1 protein-coding gene is annotated in these 1263 nt (G+C 51.2%); it reads left to right on the forward strand.

Going from position 1 to position 1263, the window contains the following annotated elements; genetic code table 11:
- Positions 1–39: 39 nt before the first annotated feature.
- On the forward strand, positions 40–1263 hold a 1224-nt coding region (locus BCM14_RS01565; protein ID WP_106226249.1), incomplete at its 3' end, for an RNA-guided endonuclease InsQ/TnpB family protein.

Genomic DNA, 1263 nt, shown 5'->3' on the forward strand with positions numbered 1-1263 from the left:
TATCTTGTGAATACACAGACTGCTGTATATAATCACAGCATGAAGCGATTGCAAGCGTACAAATTTGAGCTGATGTCTCATGGTCAACAGCAGCGCAATATGCGGCGCTTTGCAGGCGCTTGCCGCTTCGTCTTCAACAAAGCATTGGCGTGGCAAAAAGAGCAGTACGCCTCTGATCAAACCATCAGATTCAGCTACACCGTCTTGGCAAACTTGCTACTGTCGTGGAAGCAAGACCCGAATCTTGCCTGGCTGAAAGAATCCCCAAGTCAAGCCTTGCAGCAAACGCTTAAAGATCTAGAGCGTGCCTATAAAAACTTTTTCTCTAAGCGTGCAGATTTTCCTCGCTTTAAGAAGAAGGGTCAATCAGACAGCTATCGCTATCCACAAGGATGCAAGCTCGATCAAAGCAATCGCCGTATCTTTCTCCCCAAGCTGGGCTGGATGCGCTATCGCAAGAGTCGTGACGTTTTGGGTGAAGTCAAAAATGTGACCGTCAGCCAATCATGCGGCAAGTGGTTTGTATCTGTTCAAACTGAGAGAGAAGTCGAACAACCTTTGCCTCAAGCGACAACAGCGATCGGTATCGATGTCGGTGTTGTTCGATTCGCGACGATGAGCGACGGTACTCACATCGAGCCGCTTAACAGCTTTAAGAAGCACCAGCAACGCCTCACCCGCTATCAGCGTCGCATGAGCCGCAAAGTCAAATTCAGCAACAATTGGAAGAAAGCAAAAACCAAAATCCAGAAGATCCATAGCGACATCGCCTGCGCACGCCGCGACTTCCTGCATAAAGCCACAACAACGATCAGCCAAAACCACGCGCTCGTCTGTATTGAGGATTTGCAGGTGCGGAACATGTCCAAGTCTTCCAAGGGCTCAAGCGATCAGCCGGGCAAGATGGTCAAACAGAAGTCAGGCCTAAACCGCGCGATCCTCGATCAGGGATGGGGCGAGTTCAGGCGGCAACTTGAGTACAAGGTAGGCTGGCAAGGCGCAATCTTGCTCGCTGTGCCTGCGCACCACACAAGCCAAACGTGTCCGGCCTGCGGCCACGTATCAAAAGATAATCGGCTCACACAAACGAGATTCGAGTGTGTCGATTGTGGTTACGAAAATCACGCTGATGTGGTTGGTGCGATCAATGTTTTAGCGCGAGGACATCGCGTCTTAGCCTGTGGAGAGTTGGCGCAGTCAGGCCGCTCTGTGAAGCAGGAACCCACCGAAGCGACTCGCAAATCATCGCGTAGCGCCGTAGGA

The organism is Jezberella montanilacus, from assembly GCF_003003055.1.
Lineage (GTDB): Bacteria > Pseudomonadota > Gammaproteobacteria > Burkholderiales > Burkholderiaceae_B > Zwartia > Zwartia montanilacus.